Origin of the sequence: Sphingobacterium pedocola, assembly GCF_015209965.1 — a bacterium.
GTDB lineage: Bacteria > Bacteroidota > Bacteroidia > Sphingobacteriales > Sphingobacteriaceae > Sphingobacterium > Sphingobacterium pedocola.
In genome coordinates, this window is the sequence record NZ_MU158694.1 from 17,412 (window position 1) to 33,612 (window position 16,201).

The following is a 16,201-nucleotide window of genomic DNA, read 5'->3' on the forward strand; positions in this document are numbered from 1 at the left end:
ATGAGTAAGCGAAGCTTGCCGGCAATAATGTAATTACAGGCACATGAAAAACAGGTTGTTATTTGTAGAGGACGAAATAGATTTGGGAATGCTAACTAAACAGTATCTGGAAATCTCTGGACTAGATATTGTGTGGTATAAAAATGCGGAAAATGCCTTGGAGGCATATACATTGAATCCCGATTTCGCTCTTGCACTTATTGACATAACATTGCCGGGCATGGATGGATTTTCGTTAGTGCAGGAAATGTTAAGTATAAACCACAATCAAAGTTTTCTGTTTCTTACTGCCCGGAATAATAAAGAGGATCGTCTTACCGGGTTAAAAATAGGAGCAGACGACTATATTAGTAAACCTTTTGACATAGAGGAACTATTGCTAAGGATCAAAAATATTCTGAAAAGACAAGGCGGCATAACAACTGTTCAAGATTTTATGCTAATTGGTGATATCACTTTTTTTAAAGATGCGTTAAAACTTGTATTTCCAAATGGAGATCAGGTTAGCCTGACCGCGCGCGAGGCCGAATTATGGAGTCTCTTCGTACAGCACTCCAACGTAATGCTTACACGCGAGCAGATTTTAATAAACATCTGGGGTGAAAACGATTATTTTTTAGGTAGGAGTCTTGACGTATTTATTTCTCGTATCCGTAAGCTCCTCCAGTATTCTACACAAGTAAAACTTTCGACCGTCTACGGTAAAGGGTTCATACTTCAGGTAACTTCATAATTTATATTGTAACCGTTAACAATTCATTAACAACGGTTCTATTTTCTTCTCTTTATTTTTACTAAAACGAATTAGTAAACGCAACAGTCAATATAGTTTTTTGGAAGTACGTGCTATTATGCATGTGTAATAGGCGCGTCCGTGCAATTTATGAGCAGTTCTTACTATTCAACTTATAGCTTATATCCACTTAGGAAAATAAAGTTGATAGTGCTAAAGCCGACTAACAATGATTTTTGAAACTATTCACAAAACGTATAAATTTTATGATGAAAATTAGCAGTTTTAAACCTATGAAAAGGAAGTGGTGGGTTATCCCCCTCTCCTTAATGGCCTGCAATTACGGATCTGTAGTTGCCGCTCCAAATATTTTAGATACCGATATTAAAGAGACGACGGTTCTTCAAGAGTCTGTTTCGGGGATAGTTACCGACGCAGGAAATAGCCAGCCTTTAGCTGGGGTAACCGTAAAAGTGAAAGGTAAGGATATTGCTACCCAGACCGGGCAAGATGGGAGGTATTCCATATCTGCCAGTATTGGACAAAAACTCGAGGTTAGTTACCTTGGATACGATATTGCCGAACAGACCGTAACATCTTCAACATTAAATTTTAAACTTACTAATGAAGCGTCGTCTTTGGAAGAAGTTGTCGTTGTTGGGTATGGTACGCAAAGCAGAAGGGAAATTACATCAGCGGTAGCCTCTGTAAAAGAGAAGGATTTTAACAGTGGAGGGATGAGAAACCCAATGGAATTGGTGCAAGGAAAAGTAGCAGGTTTGAATATTACGAGTCCGCAAGGGAGTAACCCTAATGGGGGAACAAACATTCAACTTCGGGGAATGGCCTCGCTGAAAGGAACAAATTCGCCGTTAATTGTGATCGACGGAATTCCTGGAGGAAGCCTTGATCTCATTAAACAAGGAGACATAGAATCGATCGATGTGCTCAAGGACGGATCTGCTGCTGCAATATATGGAACGAGAGGAAACGGGGGGGTGATCTTAGTAACAACCAAAAAGGGTAAATCGGGCATACCCATGTTTGAGTATTACACATACGCACAAAAGGAGATGGTAAATAGAAAACCATCGATGCTAAGCGCGGACCAATTTCGAGAATATATCGTAAAAGGAATGGATAAACCCGATTTAGACTTGGGATCCAGTACAGAACTTTACGACGAGCTGATTAATAAGGACAATTTTTCTCATTTTCACAATTTTGTAGCGAGCGGAGGTGGCGAAAAGTCAACCTATCGTGCAGCCATTAATTACGAATTAGCAGAAGGTGTTGCAAAAGCAAGTAGTAGGGATCAATTTGGAGGGCGATTTAATTTTACGCAGACGGGACTTAAAGATCGATTGACGATGTCGACTAACGTTGCAGCTAATTTTATTAAATCCGATTTACTAGGTGGAGGTATCAACAATGATTTTACGTCTGTTGATTATGGAAAAACAACGGGTGGCGATTTTGAGCAAGCAATACAGCGAAATCCAACTGCTCCGATTATGAATCCAGATGGCAGTTTTTACGAAACCCAAGGGTATAATAATTATAATCCGATTGCCCGCCTTGCTAATAGAATTTTTGAACGGAATCAACAGACATTCTCTGGCGACACAAAATTAAGACTCCAAATAATTGACCAACTTAGTGTATCAGCCTTTGGGTCTTACGTTCGACAAAATTTCAACGACAGGATGTACCGCTCTATTAATGATTGGGATCAACGCTTGAATTCCACCTATCGGGGAATGGCATATGCCGCGAAACGTAATGAGTTAGCATGGAGCAAAACGTTTGAATCGACCATCGACTATCATCAAACTTTCAACGATAGACACAAGGTTACCGGATTATTGGGATATAGTTATCAATATTCTACGTTAGAGCGATTTAACATGGCCAATAATGGTTTTACGACGGACGGTTTCTTGGATTGGAACATGGGAGCAGGTAACGCGCTAATTGACGATACGCTTCCCCGACCATCAATGGGATCCTTCAAAGAAGATAATACGCTTATTGCATTTTTTGGTCGGGTAAACTATAATTTGGATGATAAATATTTTTTAACTGCTATTTTACGGAGAGAAGGTTCTTCCCGTTTTGGTGCTAATCACAAATGGGGTAATTTCCCTGCAGTCTCTGCCGGATGGAACATTACTAATGAGTCATTTTTTGCGAACAAAGCAATTGTGAGCAATTTAAAACTACGTGCAGGTTATGGCGTCACGGGAAACCAGGGTATCCCTAATTACCAATCAATACTTCAACTTTCCACGGGAGGAGTCTATCCAATAATCGGCGGAGAATACAACCAAACCTATGGTCCAAGTGTAAATCCAAATCCAAATTTAAAATGGGAACAGAAAGCAGAAACAAATATTGGTGTTGATTTCGGATTCTTAAATAATCGGATTACTGGATCCTTGGATGTGTATAACCGAAATACGACAGATTTGATCTTTGACTACCTTGCACAGCAGCCGAGCTACACAAAGGACAGAATTTGGTACAACGTTGGATCCGTAAATAACAAAGGTGTAGAGCTGCAACTTTCTGCGGCAGCTATTTCAAAAGCGGACTTTATTTGGAATATTGATTTTACTGGAAATTATCAAAAAAACATATTGACCAAGTTATCAAGTGATGTTTTTAAAAGCAATTGGATTCCTTTTGGTGGTTTACCTTCTCCAGGTAACCTCGGCGACGCGATACGACTGGAAGAAGGTGGCGAGATCGGAGCATTTTTTGGAAAGCGCTATGCAGGACTAACAGATGACGGTAAGTGGCTGTTTTATAAGGCAGATGGGTCAGCGGCTCCGACATCGGAAATCAATAACGACGATTTAACGTACATAGGGAACGGTATTCCGAAGTTCCAGGCTTCTTTAAGTAATAGGTTTTCATACAAAGGCTTTGATTTAACGGTATTTTTGAGAGGTAAGTTCAAGTATAATATTTTGAATACCGCTGATATGTTTTTCGGAAACAAAAAATGGGTTCCCAATAATGTGCTTGAAAGTGCCTTTACGACACATGCTAAGCTTGATGATAATCCGCAATACTCGGATTATTATCTCGAAAATGGAAGTTTTGTCAAGCTGGACAATATTACGCTAGGATATACGGTCAACACTAAAACAGATTATATACGAAATTTATATGTATATGTTACGGGGCGAAACATCGCTACCATGACGGGTTACTCGGGTGTTGATCCAGAGCTGCAAGATACCGGCTTCGATGGAGGTATTGATTCACGAGGTTTCTATCCCCGTACGCAATCTTGGTCAATTGGATTAAATATTGGTTTTTAAAATAAAAGAAAATGAGGCTTATACTTAAAAGAAATATAACTATCGCGGCATTGTCGATAGCGACGATAGGAATGAGTGCCTGTACGAAATTGGACGAAAATTTATACTCTTCTTTACGCAAAGAGACTTTCTATAAAAATAAACTAGAAGTCCTGCAGGCTGCATCAAGATCGTTTACACATATGCAAGCATGGCTTGCGCCTACCGGACAAAATGGTCATTATTTCCATTCGGAATCTGCTGCAGATCAGCTGGCGTGGCCCCAAAAAGGACGACATGGTTATGATGGAGGAGATCACTTTCGGTTACATTATCACACATGGACAGACAATGAGGGAAGGCTGAGAGATGCTTGGCGCCTGATCTGGGAAGGGCTCGGTTATGTTAACAATGCAATTGCAGATATTGAAACCCTCAATGCGGAAGCAATTGGTATGACTGTGGAAGAACTAAATGAGGTTTTGGCTCAACTCCGGGTACTACGTGGGTTTCATTATTTAAAAATTATGGATCTATGGGGTAATGTGCCGATATCGACAGCAGTGGCGACCGAGCCGTTAAATCCTGAAACCAAACCCAGAGCGGAGGTATTTGCATTTATTGAAAAGGAAATTAGGGAAAACGTAGAGCTGTTGCCGTTGCTAAAGATAGACAGTGAACAAGGTGGAGCGAGCAACGGGGGACATGTTTCCCGAGCGGCTGGATATGCTATGTTAGCTGAGCTGTATTTAAACGCAGAAAAGTGGGCTGGAAAGCCGATGTGGGATGAATGTATAAACTACTGCGATAAGATCATTGCTGGTGAAGGCGGCGGTAATGGAGGTACACCTAAATTAGCAAGTGATATTAATGAATTATTTGCTAATGATAATAGCGCTAATCCTGAATCATTGTTCCAGTTCCAGTATAGTAGAAAGGCTGGATTTACATTTGATTGGGGTGGTTTCTTCATGGGATATGATAATATTAGAGATGTATTAAATGTGGGGTATGGTGGTTGGAATGCGTTTGTAGTCATACCAACTGCTTTTGATGCATTCTCTGAGAATGACCTTCGAAAAAAGGAATGGTTTTTGTTTGGTCCGCAATATAAATACGGTACAAGCGAACAGGTTTTGGGAACAGAAGAATGGGACGGAAAGCCTTTCGCCTACGTAAACTCTATTCGAAGAGAGAGTGAAGGGGATTTGACGAGTGAGGGCAGCATGGCTGAGGGTGAAGAAAACTCTGGAGCTCGTTTTAATAAGTACAAATCGGGTACATTAAGCGACGCAAACTATCAAGAAAACGACTTTATTATTTATCGCTTAACGGAAATATATTTCAATAAGGCGGAGGCTTTAATACGAAAAAACGGTGGTATAACTACAGATGAAGCCGTAGAGTTAATTAATGACTCGCGCAAAAGAGCATTCACGGCTGAAGATTGGCCATCGGCCAAATTTAATTCGTCTACTCTTGATTTAGAAGCATTATTGGCTGAACGCGGGAGAGAGTTTATTTTCGAAGGAAAAAGAAGGACTGATCTGATACGGTTTGGCAAATTTACTACAGCAACATGGTGGGATCACAAACCCTCCAACGATGTCAACAAGGAACTCTTCGCGATTCCTCAAACGCAACGGGCTATCAATCCCAATCTCGATCAAAATCCCGGCTACTTAAATTAACTGGGATGTAAGTTCTCCAACAGTACGCATATATTAATCTATAATAATGAAAAAAAACACAATTAAGCTATTGCTTTCTGTAGTTATAGGATTCGGAGCACTTGTTCCGAATTCTATACTTGCACAAAAGCTGAATGGAAAATCTATCGATCCCGTTGATTTGGTCAATCCTCTTATGGGCACAGATTCTAAACCCTCTCTATCCAATGGAAATACTTACCCTGCCATTGGTCTTCCTTGGGGAATGAATATGTGGACTCCACAAACCGGTAAGAATGGTGATGGATGGCAGTACACCTATGCTTCGGACAAAATCCGTGGATTAAAACAGACCCATCAGCCATCACCCTGGATGAATGACTATGGTCAGTTTTCGTTGATGCCTGTTACGGGCAAAGGATCATTTGACCAAGATGAACGTGCGAGTTGGTTTTCCCACAAAGCTGAAAAATCAACACCGTATTATTATTCTGTTTATTTAGCAGATCACGATGTCACGGCGGAGGTGACGCCTACAGAGCGGGCTGCGTATTTTAGGTTTACGTATAGCCAAACGGATAGTGCATTTATCGTGCTAGATGCATTTGATAGGGGATCTGAAGTACAGATTATTCCCGAAAAAAACATGGTAATTGGCTATTCTTCGCGATACTCCCGGGGTAAATTGCCGAATTTTAAGAACTACTTTGTCTTGGTGTTTGATCAGCCTTTCGATAATTTTTCGACATGGGAAGATAAACAGCGGTTTAACAATCAGACAAAATCTCAAGGCAATCATACGGGTGCCATCTTAGGATTTAAAGTAAAGGGAAAAAGTAACCCCATCCAGGTGAAAGTCGCTTCTTCTTTTATCAGTGCGGAGCAGGCTCTTTTGAACCTAAAAGAGATTGGAGACCGCGATTTTGAAGGCGTGAAAAAAGACGGACGAGCAATCTGGAACGAGAAATTGGGCCGTTTAGCGATAGAGGGTGATGATATTGATCAGATGCGTACCTTTTATTCAACGTTATATCGAACTCTTTTCTTTCCAAATAAACTGTATGAAATAAACGAAGCAGGGGAGCGTGTGCATTACAGTCCTTATAACGGAAAAGTGCTTCCGGGTTATTTATTCGGTGGAACGGGTTTTTGGGATACGTTTAGAGCACTGTATCCATTTTTGAACTTAATGTATCCGTCAATCAATGTGGAAATGCAAGAAGGGCTGCGAAATGCGTATTTGGAAGGTGGCTTTCTTCCGGAATGGAGTAGCCCGGGGTTTGCAGATATCATGATTGGAAATAATTCGGCGTCTGTAGTTTCTGATGCCTATATGAAAGGACTCCGTGGCTATGATATCGAAACGTTATATGAGGCATTAAAACACGGTGCAAATAATGAGGGACCAATGACCGCGGTAGGTCGTAAAGGTGTCGAATATTATAATGACCTAGGGTACGTCCCGTATGATGTAGGAATTAATGAAAATGCAGCTCGAACGCTGGAATATGCTTACGACGATTTTACCATTTATCAGCTTGCTAAAGCGTTAAAAAAGTCAAAAAAGGATATTGAATTATACGCTAAACGTGCGCAAAACTATCGACACCTATTTGATCCCTCTACAAATTTAATGCGCGGGAAAAATAAAGACGGAAATTTTCAAAGCCCGTTTAATCCATTGAAATGGGGAGATGCATTTACGGAGGGCAATAGCTGGCACTACTCATGGAGTGTATTTCATGATATACAGGGGTTAATTGATTTGATGGGGGGAGATAGCGTGTTTACGCATATGTTGGATAGCGTATTTAATCAGAAGCCAGATTTTGACGACAGCTATTACGGCGGAACGATCCATGAAATACGTGAAATGCAAATCGCAAACATGGGGCAATACGCACATGGAAATCAGCCTATTCAACACATGATTTATCTTTATAACTATAGTGGCGAACCATGGAAAGCCCAATATTGGATCAGGCAGGTACTGGATCGAATGTACGCAGCCACACCGGATGGCTATTGTGGGGATGAGGACAACGGACAGACCTCGGCCTGGTATGTGTTTTCATCTTTAGGCTTCTATCCCGTTTGTCCGGCTACGGATGAATATGTATTGGGTGCACCATTGTTTCCCAAAGTGACATTGAAGCTAGAAAACGGTAAAACAATTGAAATCACATCTACAAATTCAAGTAAAGAAAATGTATATGTAAATGATCTAAAAATTGATGGTAGATCACACGATAAAAATTGGTTAAGTCATGCTACCTTGATGAAAGGCGCAAAATTAACTTTTGATATGTCAAAAAATCCGAATAAAACGCGCGGTATTACTAAATCTGCGGTCCCTTATTCGATGTCCAATGAATTAAAAAGTACTAAAAAATAAATTATGAATCGAAATATTTTTATTAAAATTTTAACATTTATTGTCGTCATCGGATCTGTTCAGACGCTTAAGGCACAGGGATGGGGTGACACGCAAAAGGATTTAAAAAGTGCGGTAGATGTTGACACCATTACTAAGGGGAAGTTTACATTAGTCTGGATCAATAAAGACAAGGATTTCAGTCAGACATTGAAGCAGGAACTGATCGACGTTTATTTCTTGAATTATCCGAAGCAAGCAAAGAAGTACAACAAGAACACGCGTAAATCGGTTACATTTGTAATAGATCCTGATTATGATGGCGTAGCTGCAGCAGCAGGAGGTGTGATACGTTACAATCCAGCATGGTTTGTCAAGAATCCGAGAGATATCGATGTCGTTACACATGAAATAATGCACATCGTTCAAGAATATCCGCATAGAGCGGGCCCGGGTTGGATTACGGAAGGAATTGCCGACTATGTACGCCATGTGATGGGGGTAGACAATCAAGGGGCTAATTGGAAACTAACGGAATTTAATGAAAAGCATTCGTACAAAGATGCTTATCGTATTACCGCACGTTTTTTTTATTGGATTGAGCAGAATTACGATAAAAAGCTCGTTGTTAAATTAGATAGAGCGATGCGCACGAAACAATATACACCTGATTTTTGGAAAGATAATACCGGAAAGACTATTGACGAATTGTGGACGAGCTATGCGCAAAATCCAAAGTTGAAATCTTAAAATCCAACAAATGTTAAAATTTATATTGATCATCGCCTTATTGATTTCTATTTCGGATTCTCCTTTTGCGCAGCAGCGAAAGTTGGTCGATTACGTTAATCCGCTAATAGGGACAGCGAAAATGGGGCATACATTTCCAGGTGCTACTGTGCCTTTTGGTGCGGTGCAGCTTAGTCCGGATACGGATACCATTCCTTATGCCGTCGATGGTAAGTATAATGGAGATGTTTATAAATACTGCGCAGGCTACCAATACAATGACCCTACTATTGTGGGATTTAGTCACACGCATTTTAGCGGCACAGGACATTCAGACCTAGGCGATATTTTGGTGATGCCTACGCAAGGGAAATTGCAGTTAAATCCGGGAACTGCCGATCGACCGCTTGAGGGTTATCGCTCGCTTTATCGTCACGAAACTGAGGTAGCTAAACCGAATTTTTACCAGGTATTGTTGGACGATCACAATATAAAGGCTGAATTGACTACCTCGCCCCGTGTGGGCATGCATCGATATACGTTTCCTAAATCTACCGAATCTCATATTATTGTTGATTTGACTTCGGGGATTTATAATTACGACGGTAAAAATGTATGGACAGTACTCAAAGTACATAATGATTCTTTGATTACGGGATATCGACAAACAAATGGTTGGGCGCGGACACGGACTGTCTATTTTGCGATTCGGACATCTAAACCGTTTAAAAGTTATGGTTCTGGTCAGTTTGACGGTAACCAAGTGTATAGGGGGTTTTGGCGTAAGTTTGACCAGCGTAGCAACTTCCCCGATCTAGCGGGGCACAACCTCAAACTATATCTTGACTTTGATACGGAAGAACAGGAGCCTGTTCTGATGAAAGTTTCCTTAAGTCCGGTAAGCATGAGGAATGCCATAGCGAATATGGAAGCTGAAATTCCGAACTGGAATTTTGAGCAGGTTGTTGCAGAAGGTCAATCTGCCTGGGAAAATGAACTCAAAAAGATTGAAGTGGATATGCTGTCTGAAGAAGATATGGTCAACTTCTATACCTCGATGTATCACGCGAGTTTGATGCCTACTATCTATATGGATGTGAACGGTGAATATAAAGGTCTCGATCAGGAGGTTCATAAAGCTGAGGGATTTATAAATTATACATCTTTTTCGCTGTGGGATACATTTAGGGCATTTCATCCGCTTTTGAATTTAATTAATCCATCACGTAATGCGGATATGGTTTCTTCTATGCTTGCACATTACGACCAAAGTGTACTCAAGATGTTGCCTATTTGGTCACATTATGCCAATGATAATTGGTGTATGAGCGGTTACCATAGTGTTTCTGTTGTGGTAGATGCCATACTAAAAGGTGTATATAAAGGAGATGCGCATGCTGCTTTACAAGCATGTGTACAGACGGCCAACACACGCAGGTATGAAGGAATTGGAGCTTACATAGACCTTGGTTATGTGCCGGATGATGTATCGGGAACGTCCGTTTCCAATACCCTTGAATATGCTTACGATGATTGGTGCATTGCACAATTGGCAAAAAAGCTAGGTAACGAAGAACTGTATCAGGATTTTTCCAAAAGGGCGGAATCCTGGAAAAATCTCTATGATCCTTCGATCGGATTTATGCGGCCAAAGAATAGTAAAGGGGAGTTTCGCACAACCTTTGACGTTTTAGAGACGCACAATCAAGGTTTCATCGAAGGCAATTCGTGGAACTATAGCCTGTATGTTCCTCATCAACCAGAGGAAATGAGGGATGTAAAGGGCGGAAGCCGAAAGCTTGAAGTGTATTTAGACTCTTTATTTACGATGCACCTTCCTGATAAGTATTTTGAGCATACCGAAGATATCACCCGAGAAGGAATAATAGGGAATTATGTGCATGGTAATGAACCGTCACACCATGTTGCATATCTTTATAACATTACAGGTAGTCCGTGGAAAACACAGGAAAAGGTGAGGATGATTATCAACAATCAATATCACAACGGTGAAGCCGGGTTAGGAGGGAACGACGATTGTGGACAGATGAGTGCCTGGTATATTTTTAGCTCATTAGGTTTTTATCCCGTGGCACCGGGAGATGATATTTATTGGATCGGAAGCCCTCTTGTCAAATCGGCTACGATTAATCTCGAAAGCGGAAAGCAGATCCATGTAAATGCTAAGAACCAACGTGCAGAAAATAAATATGTCCGGAAGGTAAGTTGGAACGGGAAGGAAATTAAAGATTTCAGACTCTCTTTCGATCTACTAAAAAATGGTGGAAATCTTGAATTTGAAATGTCGAGCAAGCCGAGGAAGTAAGTTTCGTTCGGATGATAACGGAAAGGGGCTTTTTAAAAAGGTTGTCGCCTATAAAAAAACGCGTCATTGCGAGGAAGAATAACGACCGCGAAGCAGCTCCGAAGGGGAGTGTAAAACAAACTGTGTCAATGGTTCAATTACCACCCCGCGGGGTGGTAATTGAACCATTTTGCTTATTGCAAATCTAACACCATTCTTCCGGGAAACCAAATAGCTAATTTTTGTGCCGTTGTTCCCCAATTGGCCAGTGGCATCGTCCATTTCTTCTTAATGTTTTTATGTGCTAAATAGATCAGTTTCAATAACGCCATGTCCGAGGTGAAGGCACCTTTGGTTTTAGTGACCTTACGGACTTGGCGATGGAATCCCTCGATCGTATTGGTCGTATAGATTAATTTTCGGATGGATTTGTCGTAACGGAAATAAGTGGTCAAACGTTCCCAGTTACGCCGCCAGGAGTCGATGACCACTGGGTATTTTTCCCCCCATTTGTCCTGAAGTTCATCCATCCGCAGTCCGGCAAGATCCAATGTATCGGCACGGTAGACAGGTTTTAGATCATTCATAAACTCCTTTTGGTCCTTACTAGCCACATACTTGAGGCTGTTACGGATCTGGTGCACTACACAGGTCTGTACTTCGGTATCCGGAAAAACACTCTGTATCGCTTCTGAAAATCCTTTTAGGTTATCGATACAGGCAATTAAGATATCCTCTACGCCCCGGTTCTGTAAATCGGTCAGTACGCTTAGCCAAAAGTTAGCACCCTCATTCTCCGAAACATACATCCCTAACAGATGCTTGTGACCGTTTCGGTCAACGCCAAGAATATTGTATACAGCCCGCGATACAAAACGATGGTCTTCTTTCACCTTGTAGTGCATCGCATCCATCCAGACAATCGTATAAAGGGAATCAAGGCTTCTTGACTGCCATTCCTTGACCTCGGGAATGATCTTATCGGTAATGGAAGAAAGCGTACTGTGACTGATGTCTGTATCGTACATCTCCTTGATGTGGTTCGATATATCCCGCAGGCTCATACCAAGGCCATACATGCCTAAAATCTTCTTCTCCAGGCTCTCGGCTAGAATCGTCTCACGTTTCTTAATGAGCTGGGGTTCGAAGTTAGATCGACGATCACGGGGAGTGTCGATATCGATCGTGCCATCGGAGGTGCGAATCTGCTTGCTGGACTTGCCGTTACGCCGGTTACCGCTGGAGCGCTCAACTTCGTCCATATGGCCCTCCATCTCAGCTTCTAACGCCGCTTCTAAAAACTTCTTCATCAAAGGTGCAAAAGCGCCGTTCTTGCCATAAAGTGATGCTCCGCTGCGTAACTGTTCCAGCGCTTTGTCCTTCATGGACTCAAAATCAAAATCGTTTTCCTTAATACTCATAATTACTATGTCAAAAATAATACTTCTCTTTATTATTCTTGACACAGTTTATTTTACAGTCTCCTCCGAAGGAAACCAATCTGCGTTTTTAACATCGTCAGATTGCTTCACCATCGTTCCTTCGGTTCGCAGTGACGACGATGTTATGCTTTTTAGAAAGCCCCGTTTCTCATTAAAGGCTTTTTCTAATAATTTCAAAAGCTTTATCGATATCCTCGATAGAAACGGTAAGATGCGGTCGGAAACGTATACTTTTATCTCCGCAACCTAAGATTAATAATTTATTTTCGAGTGCTTTTTGAACAAAGCTATCCCTAGAATTTTCGTCTTCAAAATCGAAGGCTGCTAAAAGACCTTTGCCTCTTACGTTGGAAAGTTGTGGGTAATCTATGGTCAAACTCGTCATTTTTTCGAGCAGATACTTTCCTTTCTCTTGTGCTTGAGTGACTAGGTTGTCGTTCTCGATAACTTCTAATATCAGCTTAAATCGAATCATATCAACTAAATTTCCTCCAAATGTAGAATTAATTCGGCTGGACTCTTTAAAGACGTGGTTTTCTACGCGATCAAATTTGTCTCTGTTAGCGATGATGCCGCATACCTGTGATTTTTTTCCGAACGCGACGATATCCGGAATAATATCGTAATGTTCATAACACCACATTTTGCCGGTCATAGCCAATCCGGTCTGTACCTCGTCAAGAATGAAGAGAATGTCATGTTGATCACAGATTCTCCGTAGTTTTTGGAAGAACTCTTTTCTAAAGTGATTATCACCACCTTCGGCTTGAATCGATTCTATTATTAAGCAGGCGATTTCATTCGGATGATTTCGAATTGCCGTTTCAATTTCTTGAATGGATTGTATCTCTAATTGGGTGGTTGTGGCTAAACTGTCTTCAGTTAATGGGAAATGCAGTTTTGGATTGATAATGCGAGGCCAGTCGAATTTAGGGAAATACATATGCTTCCGTGGATCCTTGGTGTTTGTAAGCGATAAGGTATAACCTGTGCGACCGTGAAACGCTTGGTGAAAATGTATGACTTTGCCCGCTTCTTTGTTAATTCCGTTTGAAAGGTTTATTCGGGTTTTCCAGTCAAAGGCTGCCTTGAGCGCATTTTCAACAGCCAGTCCTCCGCCGTCGATAAAAAAACAGTAATCCAGTTCCTTGGGAATTGCTACACGTTCAAACGTGTCTAAAAAGTCAGCAAATTCCACTGGATAGATATCCGATAAAGCGAGTTTGTTAATGGAAACTTTCGTTAATATCTCTGAATTTTTGACGAGATATGGGTGGTTGTAACCAATTGGTGAGGAAGCGAACATACTGAACATATCCAAATAAGTTTCACCATTTATATCCACGACGTAAGAACCGTGCGATTTTTCTAAATCAATCACTATGGGTAACCCGTCTGCCAATATGTGTTTTCCTAATCGTTGATGTATTTCTCTCATAGTTATAGAGGTTCTTTATTAAAGGTCAAATGTGATTCCCTGAGCCAAAGGAAGGCTAGTCGTATAATTAATTGTATTGGTCTGTCTCCGCATGTAAACCTTCCATGCGTCCGACCCTGATTCCCTACCTCCGCCGGTTTCCTTTTCGCCTCCAAAAGCACCTCCTATTTCCGCACCGGAAGTACCAATGTTTACATTGGCAATTCCGCAATCCGAACCATTCTGACTAAGGAATACTTCCGCTTCTCGGATGTTAGTAGTCATGATGGCCGACGACAGGCCTTGTCTCACGTCATTTTGCAAGTCGATCGCTTTGTTTACATCCCCCGCGTATTTTATTAAATACAGTATCGGTGCAAAAGTTTCTTCTTGAACAATATCGAAGTGGTTTTCTACTTCGGCGATGACAGGGCGAACGTAGCAGCCGCTTTCATAACCTTTTCCATTAAGGACGCTACCTTCTACTAAAATCTTTCCACCCTGTTCCTTAATTTTAGCCAAAGCATTTAAATATATCTGCACGGCATCGACATCGATAAGGGGACCCATATGATGCTGTGTATCCAAAGGGTCACCGATTTTTATTTGTTTGTAGGCTTCCACAAGAGATTTCCGGACTTTATCATAGATGTTTTCATGAACGATCAATCTTCGTGTGCTTGTACATCGTTGACCTGCGGTGCCTACCGCTCCAAATACAGCTCCAATAATTGTCATTTTCAAATCCGCGTTTGGTGTAACGATGATGGCATTATTACCGCCTAGTTCCAAAAGTGTCTTGCCGAATCTTTCAGCTACGGTTGTAGCTACTTGACGCCCCATTCGCGTGGAACCTGTTGCTGAAACGAGTGGAATACGAGAATCTTTAGAAAGCCAAGTGCCAACTTCAGCATCACCCGTAATTAAAGATGAAATGCCTTCGGGTAATTTGTTTGATTTTAATATGTCAGCAAGTATATGTTGACAGGCGAGTGCACATAAAGGCGTTTTCTCACTCGGTTTCCATACCACAACGTTTCCACAAACTAATGCCAAAGCACTATTCCATGCCCATACGGCCACTGGAAAGTTAAAAGCAGTGATAATACCGACAATACCTAGGGGATGATATTGATCGTACATACGATGTCCTGGGCGTTCGGAATGAATGGTATTGCCATAGAGTTGTCGAGAAATACCGACAGCAAAATCGCAAATGTCTATCATTTCTTGTACTTCACCTAGCCCTTCCTGATACGATTTCCCCATTTCATAGGATACCAGTTTGCCGAGAGTTGGTTTTGTTTCACGAAGTTTTTCACCAAGTTGGCGGATAATTTCTCCGCGTTTCGGTGCAGGAATATCTCTCCAAATCAACTTTGCTTTTTCCGCTTCTTTTATTACCTTTTCATATTCTGTACGTGATGTACGTTCTACGCTTGCTATGGGCTTACCATTGGTAGGAGAGGAGGATAGGATAGTTTCCTTGTGTGTAAACCATTTACTTCCGATTGATGTGCCGGGGTTCTCTGATTTTATTCCAAGTGTCTTTAATTCTTCTTCTGTCATAAAATTATTTATAATATTCGATTATGATATAAATATACAGAATAAATTTTTGTTTTTATGTATTTATATTGAATTTTGATTTAATTGGTGTTTTTATATAAACCGGCTGTAGTGAATCATTACCCGTGGCTTCTACCTGAAGCTGGTTGTATCTCCATAGTTTTTATGCGGATTTACTTGTGTCTTCGTGCAACCCGCTTTCTTCGGACTTTCTTCGCCCTTTCTTCGGGCGTTTTTCGCCCGGTTCGTTACCCGTGCATTACGGGTGCCTTAGTGCTGCCTTACCTTTTCCCGGATAGGCCTAAGACAAGACCAAGATAATACTAAGGCGGAACTAATATACCGGGCGAAGACGGTGGCCTGTTGGTCGGGAGAAGGTCAGGGGAGAGGCAGGAGAGGGGCAGTAGCAAATTTATCTTTAACAGTTCCAGCGTTTTACAATAAAGTTATAAAAATAACGTTTGGTTTACTTGGAAGTAATGTTGTAAAGTTCCTATCTTTGCACCACTCCGCAAGGGAGGAAGGGTTTGAAAGCAGGGAAATCAGGGATAGAAAGTCGGAAGGACTTTGGTTTTTGATGGATTGAAAAACGGAGGGAATAAAAAAAAGATAATTTTTATTTTGGAAGTTCAGAAAAGATTTCTACCTTTGCAG

General features: G+C 41.2%; 9 protein-coding genes. 6 read left to right on the top strand and 3 right to left on the bottom strand.

Annotated elements, in window-relative coordinates:
• Positions 1 to 43: 43 nt before the first annotated feature.
• The 6 genes from C4F40_RS21470 to C4F40_RS21495 all read left to right on the top strand — a co-directional run bounded on the left by C4F40_RS21470 (position 44) and on the right by C4F40_RS21495 (position 11,140).
• Positions 44 to 733, top strand: a complete 690-nt coding sequence (locus C4F40_RS21470; protein WP_196941480.1) for a response regulator transcription factor — start codon at positions 44 to 46, stop codon at positions 731 to 733.
• Between the two features lie 293 nt (positions 734 to 1,026).
• A complete protein-coding gene (locus tag C4F40_RS21475) occupies positions 1,027 to 4,062 on the top strand; it encodes a SusC/RagA family TonB-linked outer membrane protein (protein WP_231390173.1) in 3,036 nt (1,011 codons plus the stop codon).
• An 11-nt stretch (positions 4,063 to 4,073) separates the two neighbouring features.
• Positions 4,074 to 5,732 carry a RagB/SusD family nutrient uptake outer membrane protein gene (locus C4F40_RS21480; RefSeq protein WP_196941482.1) on the top strand — a complete coding sequence of 553 codons (1,659 nt, stop codon included), beginning with the start codon at positions 4,074 to 4,076 and terminating at the stop codon, positions 5,730 to 5,732.
• Between the two features lie 46 nt (positions 5,733 to 5,778).
• Entirely contained in the window at positions 5,779 to 8,106 is a 2,328-nt protein-coding gene (locus C4F40_RS21485) for a GH92 family glycosyl hydrolase (protein ID WP_196941483.1), read from the top strand.
• 3 nt (positions 8,107 to 8,109) lie between these two features.
• Positions 8,110 to 8,835, top strand: coding sequence for a basic secretory protein-like protein (locus tag C4F40_RS21490; protein ID WP_196941484.1), 726 nt, complete (start codon positions 8,110 to 8,112; stop codon positions 8,833 to 8,835).
• A 10-nt stretch (positions 8,836 to 8,845) separates the two neighbouring features.
• Entirely contained in the window at positions 8,846 to 11,140 is a 2,295-nt protein-coding gene (locus C4F40_RS21495) for a GH92 family glycosyl hydrolase (RefSeq protein WP_196941485.1), read from the top strand.
• Positions 11,141 to 11,313: 173 nt separating this feature from the next.
• Here C4F40_RS21495 and C4F40_RS21500 read toward each other — a convergent pair whose 3' ends face one another.
• The 3 genes from C4F40_RS21500 to amaB form a co-directional block, all read right to left on the bottom strand.
• On the bottom strand, positions 11,314 to 12,540 hold the full coding sequence (locus C4F40_RS21500; RefSeq protein ID WP_196937607.1) for an IS256 family transposase: 1,227 nt from the start codon (positions 12,538 to 12,540) through the stop codon (positions 11,314 to 11,316).
• A 172-nt stretch (positions 12,541 to 12,712) separates the two neighbouring features.
• Positions 12,713 to 13,999: an L-lysine 6-transaminase gene (lat, locus tag C4F40_RS21505; protein WP_196941486.1), complete on the bottom strand. Its 1,287-nt coding sequence runs from the start codon at positions 13,997 to 13,999 to the stop codon at positions 12,713 to 12,715.
• A gap of 18 nt (positions 14,000 to 14,017) precedes the next feature.
• Positions 14,018 to 15,547, bottom strand: coding sequence for an L-piperidine-6-carboxylate dehydrogenase (gene amaB, locus C4F40_RS21510; RefSeq protein WP_196941487.1), 1,530 nt, complete (start codon positions 15,545 to 15,547; stop codon positions 14,018 to 14,020).
• Positions 15,548 to 16,201 lie beyond the last annotated feature (654 nt).